Raw genomic sequence first — 6,684 nt, forward strand, 5'->3', positions numbered from 1 at the left:
ATGTATTGAAAATTAAGGACTCGCTGTCGCTCGATTTGTTTGTTGGTGCAAATTCATCTCGCCACTAAAAGGCACGTCCGCCGTTACCTTCGGTAACTCTACTCGGACTCGCTTTATAGTGGGAGTCTTCTTTGCACATTAAGATAATTAAAACCGTTTTAAAAACTGGATTAAGTCTAATTGCCTTAGTCCAGTTTTTTAATGCCACGCTGGGATCGTCGGATCATCTTGGCGTGTCACTGGAATGACGGGGATTTTGTGGGGTTTGATAATTTGGGTTTGTATGTTGCCGTGGCCAGGATAGGACGGCAGCAGTAGACCGTTTTGGGTGAGGGGCACAAAGGGAACCTTGCGCGGCTTCACCACCCGCGCTCGGATCGTATCCCCAGGAAAATCCCAACGAGACTGGGACTGGAGGTTCAGTTCTTCGAGGGTGTCGGATTCGGGGTCAAAGAGGATGGAATTGGGGCCGCTGGTGGTTTGGCCGTTGATTTTAATTTGGTAGCGGCCGAGGCGGAGTTGTTCGAGATAATAGACCCCGGCACTGTTGGTGATGGAAAAACTGATCACCTCATCGTCAGCGTTGACGGCTTCGACCCTGGCTCCGGCGACGGGTTCGCCGTCGGCATTGGTGATGACTCCCATTAAGGTGTAGGAGGCTTGGAGGGGGATTGCTACGGGGGTATAGCTGCCTTCTATGACTTCGACAGCAACGCTGTTAAACAGGGGTTGAAAGTCGGGGGGGAACCCCGCTTCTTCCAGATCAATGCGATGGCGGCCGGGGGGCAGGGGCAAAAGGAGGCGATCGCCTTCCTGTTCAATCTGATTCCCCCGCACCACTTCGTTATTGACGATCAAAAAGTCGTTACTTTCGCGATAGATGCGATCATCCCCATCCCGTTGGCCATTACCGTTGAAATCATAAAAGGGTTGGAGCCAGAGGCCGCCTTGGGTGCGGAGGCGTTCGGGGCGGCGATCGCCGGGCCCGATGCTCCCCTGTAACCCCAAACTCGATCGCAATTGCAGACTAAACCGATTCCGATTCGCTTGCAGCGCCACCGTATCGTAGCGGGCTTCGAGAAACAGCCCCGGTATCACCGTCGTCCCCAGCAACAGATAGGGGCCATGGCCCTCAGACCCCACCCCATAGCCGAGTTCCGCCTGCCAGAGGGATTGGCCGATGCTGTTGCGATCTTGGGAACGGTATTCCCAGCCCGTCGTGAGCAGGTGGCTTTTGGTGGCGGCGGATCTGGTTTCTAGTTCGAGGTTTAAAAATTCTGAGGGGTTGAGACGGTAGCTAAGTTCCGTAGCGGTTTTGGACAAGCCGGGGCGATCGTCCCCGGTGTGGATCAGCGTCAAATCTGACCAGCGTTGATACCAACGCCAATCCCATTGGTCATTGGTTTGCCAATTAACGCCGAGGATGGTGGAAGCCTGCCGACTGGACTGGGAATATTGCAGACCAAACCGGGCGAAATCGTCCCAGGTGCCTCGGCTCGAAAACCGGATATTCGGCAAGACGCGCCAGTTCAAGGTGTAGCGGGTGCGTTCTAGATCGGTATTGAGGGTAATGTATAGATCCTCGTCATCCCAGACCATTTCGGCATCCACATCGAGATCACGACTCATTAACCCAGACACAGCCAGGCGGAGCGGGGTTTGTTTCGGTTGCAAAAACAATTCCGCCAACCCGTGCCAACCATCGTCATACACTCCCCCCACGCCCAAGGTGAGATCCGGACTCAACCCCTGCCGATAGGCCAGGCCACCGCTAAAGTCTTGGAGTTCGCCAAAAAAGTCGCCCGGTTGGCGATCGCGCCGCCACCCCCCCGATGCCACCAGGGCCGAGGCTCCCGTGGGCAGTTGTTCCGGCAGGAGGGTGAAGCGGGCTTCTTCAATGGTTGGCTCGGCGGTGAGGGAACCATCGGGAAAGAGCAGCACGTAGTAGTTACGCTGCACGCCGCGACCGACGGCAACATCATTGAAGCGATAGACCCCTGAACCATCTACCAATTCTTCGGCGAGAACGTCCCGCTGGCGCAGGTCGGTGACTAATTGGACGACGGTTCCGGGGGCGGCGCGGCCGCTGATGGTGGCGGTGATTTGTTCGGGTTGGAGGCGTTGGTCTGGGTTTGCGCCGCCGCTGATGTGGCGATAGGGAAAGGGGGCGTAGCCTTGGCGTTGGATGGTGGTGAAGCCCCAGAAGTCGCCGGGGGTTTGGTCGCGCCAAAAGGTGGGCTGCGAACCGAGGTAGTAGTCACTACGATCGCGCTGCCGGATGACTTGGAATTCCGACAGTTGCCACGGATCGCGATCGAACAGATTCCCCTGGGTGATCTTGGCAAACCAACTACTGCCGAAGAATGTCCCGACGGCGGCGAGTTGGCCGCGATTGCGCCAATCGGTCTCGCGATCGGTGGTGAGGGTCATTTCCTGTTCGGCGACGCTGAAGCTAAAGGCGGGGGCGTTGACGCGGGGCAGGCCGTCGAGGATGACCGGCAGCGGTTCTCGGTTGCCTTGGCCGGTGCGGCCGAGTTCTGGCACATCAAAGACGATCGCATAGTCAAACCCATCAAATTCCACCCCAATCCCGAAGCGATCGCGAATCTCCTGCACCGATAGGACGCGGCCCAGTTCGGGGTCTTGGCGAATGTCATTCGGGTTGAGACGCAGGATTTTGTAGGGCGATCGCAGTTCAATTTCGGCATCACTGATCACGGTGGTGGTAAATTGCAATGCTGCCAGCACTGCCTCGTAGGGGAGCAACCAATCGGCCAAATTCACCGCCGTCAGTTCGTCAATTTCTCCCCGCACAAATACCCCCGGATTAACGGTACGATTCCCCCGATTCAGGCCGACGATCGGGAGTTCGGTACTGGGGGCGGTGAGGGTGGGGGCGGGGTCAGGTTGGGCGATCGCCTGACCGCCAGAACAGAGCAACAGGGCGAGGAGACTGAGACTAAGCCCGGCACGGAACAGGCGCTGACGATTCACCATGGCAGGAGGTTAAGGAATGGTAAACGTGACACGGAAGGGGGTGCGATCGCTGTCGAAGTTTACGCCGGAACCGAGATGCCCTGATAATTCGTAGGTTCCGGGGGTGAGGGTGAGGGGATTTTCTGGATCATCAGTTTGGCGATAATCCACCGTGAGATAGCGAGAATTTTCCGCGATTACGGTGTGAGCGGGGCCCGCGCCTGCATAGAGGGTTTCGCCGTCTTTGCGCAGTTGCCAATTCCCCTCTACCCGGACGCTAGCGAGTCCGGTATTTTCCACGAGCAGTTGTAGCTGTTGGGTTTCGGGGTTGTAGCGGGCTTGGGGGGCGCTGAGTTGGTGGGAAATATCCCCTTTGCGAACATACACCGCTACGCCAATCCGGGGCACAATCGTCGTCGTAATCCTCACATCACCATCACCCTCTTCTTGAACGGTGGCTTGGAGATTTTCGGTAAAGATCATGGCGCGATATTCCCCATCGGGGGCGCTGGGAGGAATCCGAGCAATGAACCGAATCCGCCGCTCGTTCGTGCCGGGAACCTGCAATTCACGGGGGGAAAATTGCAGGTAGGGGGTGAGGTCTTGGGGGCTAGATTCAAGAAATTGAATCCCGGTTTCGGGGTCGTAGGTGAAGGGGCTGGTATAGACGCGGGCGCGAAAGTCGTTTTCACCGGTGTTTCTAATCGTGATCGTGCCTTGGGCCTGGCCGCGCCGGAGTTCGGTTTCAATCACCATCGGAGAAATGCCGACGTTAGCCCGCACGGCAGGACTGAGGAGGAGAACCGTCGCCATGAGCAGGCCGGTGGTGAGGGGGCGGAAGGGGTGCAGCATGGGGTTATTGGGGGGTAGCGGTGAGGGTGACGCTGTATTGATAACTCCCGGCGGGGAGGACGCGGGTATCGTTAAAGCCAATGGTGAGGGAAATGTCTAGAGTGGCGTTGGTGTTGGTGGGGAGGTTGAAATCGAGAGAGTTGGCGAGTCCCCATGTACCCGCTCCGGGGGTAAAGCCCGCATCCCCAACGTTGAGAAATTTGCTGGTGGGGTCGTAACGGATAATCGCTCGCTCGTTGGCGGCGGCGGAGTCGAAACCGAGGGGGGTGCTGATGGGGGTGATGGTGGCGCTGCTGATTTGGCTGGGGGTAGCGCCACAGTTGACGGTGGTGGTGGCGGATGCGCCTGCCCCGCTGATCGCGCTGGCTGCTTCGAGCCAACCTTGTTGCAGGGCTGGGGCGGCAAATGTGCCGTTAGTTGTGCCGCTAAAGGTGCATCCGGCCTGGGCATAACCCCCACTGAGGCATAAACCAGTGAGGAAAATGCTACTCAGGGGGGGAATTAGAGTATTTAGAAAGGGCAGTTTCATGGATGGTTGCAAAGGTTAACCTATCCCACAGTTTGACGGTTTTGTTATGGATTGAATTGGAGGTAGAAACCCAAAAAGGGCGCGTTATTTAGCAGAGCCAATTCGTATGGAATCCGGTTGTAGAATTAATGAGCTTAGTAGGGTGGGCATCGCCCACCCTACTACTACACTTTACTGAGGAGTAGCGGTTAGTTGAACATTGAATTTATATGTGCCACCCGGGATATTCGCACTATGTTTCCATGTCATATCAACAACTAAGGGGTCATTGGTGAGAATCGCACCAGCTGCGGTTGCTGGAGAAACATTTGTAATTGCAGTACCACCATTAAAAGCAGTTCCTGTTACTTCACTGGTAACAGCAGTCGCCGTCAGTGCTGGACCAGAAACTTGAGTAGGAGCCGCAATTGCTAAGGTACTCGCCGCACTGTTACAAGTCAAAGTAACTGTACCAGAAGCAGTTGAAGTAAAGGTATCTCCAGTTGCCGTCACTGTACCAGCGGCAGGTGTTCCAAATGTACAAGTTGACGTAACACTACCGTTAAAAGGAACGTCCGCAGTTTGGGCAGAAGCTTTGGGGGCGAAGGTGATCGCGCCGAGAACGGCAAGACCCGTAACAAGAGCAAAACGACGGTTTAAGAACTTAGGAACCATGATTAGTAACCTCAAATATTTTTTCGTATCTACTGATTAGACGATTTAACCGGACAGTTTGTGAAAAAAAAGATTGCCCCAAATGATTAAGTGAATATTAAACAATGTTGATATTGTCTTGGTGCTTAACATGGATTGTTTTCTAGTTATTGAAATGATCAATTTTCTTAAGATTTGGGTTAAAAAAAAGTTAACCAAACTAAGCAGAACTCCTCGTGTTATGACTCTACCCAGTCACGAGAGCAACAGGAAGAACGGGGATTAGCCGCACTCATAGTCTGCGAAGCGACGGCGTAAGATGTGCCGCGCTTGGGAGACCCGTTTGCGGACATTGGCCACCGATAGATCTAATTGATCCGCAATTTCTTCGTAGGAATAATCCTGCTGCACCCGTAGCACCATCACAGCACGTAACTTCGGCGGCAAGGCAGCGATCGCCCCCCGCCAAAACTCCTGTAACTCCTGCTGCAAAACATAATCCGCCGGATTATCAGCCCGACTTTTCCCCGGAGCCGCCGGAGCGACCTCCTCCAAAACGTCACACCCCACCGCCCGACGGCGGCGCTGGCGATGGACATCAATGCAGAGATTCCGCGCCATCTGTTGCAGCCAAGCTGAATAATTCCGAATCTTGCCCTGCTCCGATAGTTTCGCCTTTGCCTTCAGCATCACCTGCGACAGGGCATCCTCCGCATCCGCCGCATTGCCCATCCATCGCAGGCAAGACTGATAAATCGCACGCTCATGCGTTAACCAAATTGACCAAAACTCTAAACTTTCAGGATCGACTTGAGCCGACGTAGCCGAGGAGCGATCGCCCCATTGAATCATAGATACAATCATGACTATACCGTTCGTGAGACAAGCACCGAGGTAATACAATGCAGTAGCCACCGACTAGGGTTGTATTACTACAGCACGAAATACTAATGTTACGAGACAGCATAGTCTGAGATCCCACCTAATTCGATGAAATATAATATTTGCGTAACAAAAAATAGTATTTTCAAGATTGCTCACAGAACAGATTTAAGACCTCATCCCTGCGGAATCGCCCGGTATTCCCCATGTATCGATGGCATTGAAAGAGCGAACATTTCTTAATATTAAAGCCCGTTATTTTGGATCTCACTAGCAAAGAATGATAAGGTGAGGCTATCTTTAAACCTGCCTTGAACGAGGGTCAACTGTGAATTTACCGTCCTTTTTGTGGTTGTGGAAAATTGCGGCTTGGTCAATGGGGTTATCACTGACGGCCTACGGGATATTGGGCATGAGCGGCCTATGGATGCGATGGGGGCGATCGCACCCAGCCGCGCCCCTGTGGTTGCGTCCGCTCCATCTCACGCTTGGGATCGCATTGGTTCTGCTCGTGCTGCTGCTGCTGTCCATCGGCATTGTGGGCACGTTGGGGCAGTATGGTTCCCTGGGTCATTCTTGGCATTTGGGGGCAGGGTTGATCGTGGTGGCGCTGGTGTTAAGTTCGGCGGCGACGGGGTTAAATGTGGGACGGCGGCCCTGGGTGCGCCCCTTGCATCTCAGTATTAACGGGGTCTTGTTCGCCGGGTTTCTCTGGGTGTCGTGGACGGGCTGGACGGTGGTGCAGCAATATTTACCGGGTGCGACGCTTTGAGGGACAAGGGGTAAGGGGCAAGGGGCAAGGGGCAAGGGGC

Annotated in this window: 6 protein-coding genes; 1 reads left to right on the forward strand and 5 read right to left on the reverse strand. The window is 54.7% G+C overall.

What is annotated here, in order from left to right:
• Positions 1-198 precede the first annotated feature (198 nt).
• From PN477_RS10480 to PN477_RS10500, 5 genes are all read right to left on the reverse strand, one after another.
• The gene (locus PN477_RS10480) at positions 199-2,997 is read right to left on the reverse strand and encodes a carboxypeptidase-like regulatory domain-containing protein (RefSeq protein WP_272118103.1); all 2,799 of its coding nucleotides are present in this window, start codon (positions 2,995-2,997) and stop codon (positions 199-201) included.
• A 9-nt stretch (positions 2,998-3,006) separates the two neighbouring features.
• Positions 3,007-3,828 carry a fimbrial biogenesis chaperone gene (locus tag PN477_RS10485; RefSeq protein WP_272118104.1) on the reverse strand — a complete coding sequence of 274 codons (822 nt, stop codon included), beginning with the start codon at positions 3,826-3,828 and terminating at the stop codon, positions 3,007-3,009.
• A 4-nt stretch (positions 3,829-3,832) separates the two neighbouring features.
• The gene (locus PN477_RS10490; protein WP_272118105.1) at positions 3,833-4,357 is read right to left on the reverse strand and encodes a hypothetical protein; all 525 of its coding nucleotides are present in this window, start codon (positions 4,355-4,357) and stop codon (positions 3,833-3,835) included.
• Between the two features lie 171 nt (positions 4,358-4,528).
• Positions 4,529-5,011: a hypothetical protein gene (locus PN477_RS10495; protein ID WP_272118107.1), complete on the reverse strand. Its 483-nt coding sequence runs from the start codon at positions 5,009-5,011 to the stop codon at positions 4,529-4,531.
• Positions 5,012-5,272: 261 nt separating this feature from the next.
• The gene (locus tag PN477_RS10500; RefSeq protein ID WP_272118109.1) at positions 5,273-5,854 is read right to left on the reverse strand and encodes an RNA polymerase sigma factor; all 582 of its coding nucleotides are present in this window, start codon (positions 5,852-5,854) and stop codon (positions 5,273-5,275) included.
• Between the two features lie 346 nt (positions 5,855-6,200).
• Here PN477_RS10500 and PN477_RS10505 point away from each other — a divergent pair, with 346 nt between their 5' ends.
• Positions 6,201-6,644 (forward strand): DUF4079 domain-containing protein, encoded by a 444-nt coding sequence (locus tag PN477_RS10505; protein WP_272118111.1) that lies wholly within the window; start codon positions 6,201-6,203, stop codon positions 6,642-6,644.
• The last annotated feature ends 40 nt before the right edge of the window (positions 6,645-6,684 follow it).

Source organism: Spirulina subsalsa CS-330 (assembly GCF_028330765.1).
Taxonomy (GTDB): Bacteria; Cyanobacteriota; Cyanobacteriia; order Cyanobacteriales; family Spirulinaceae; genus Spirulina; species Spirulina subsalsa_A.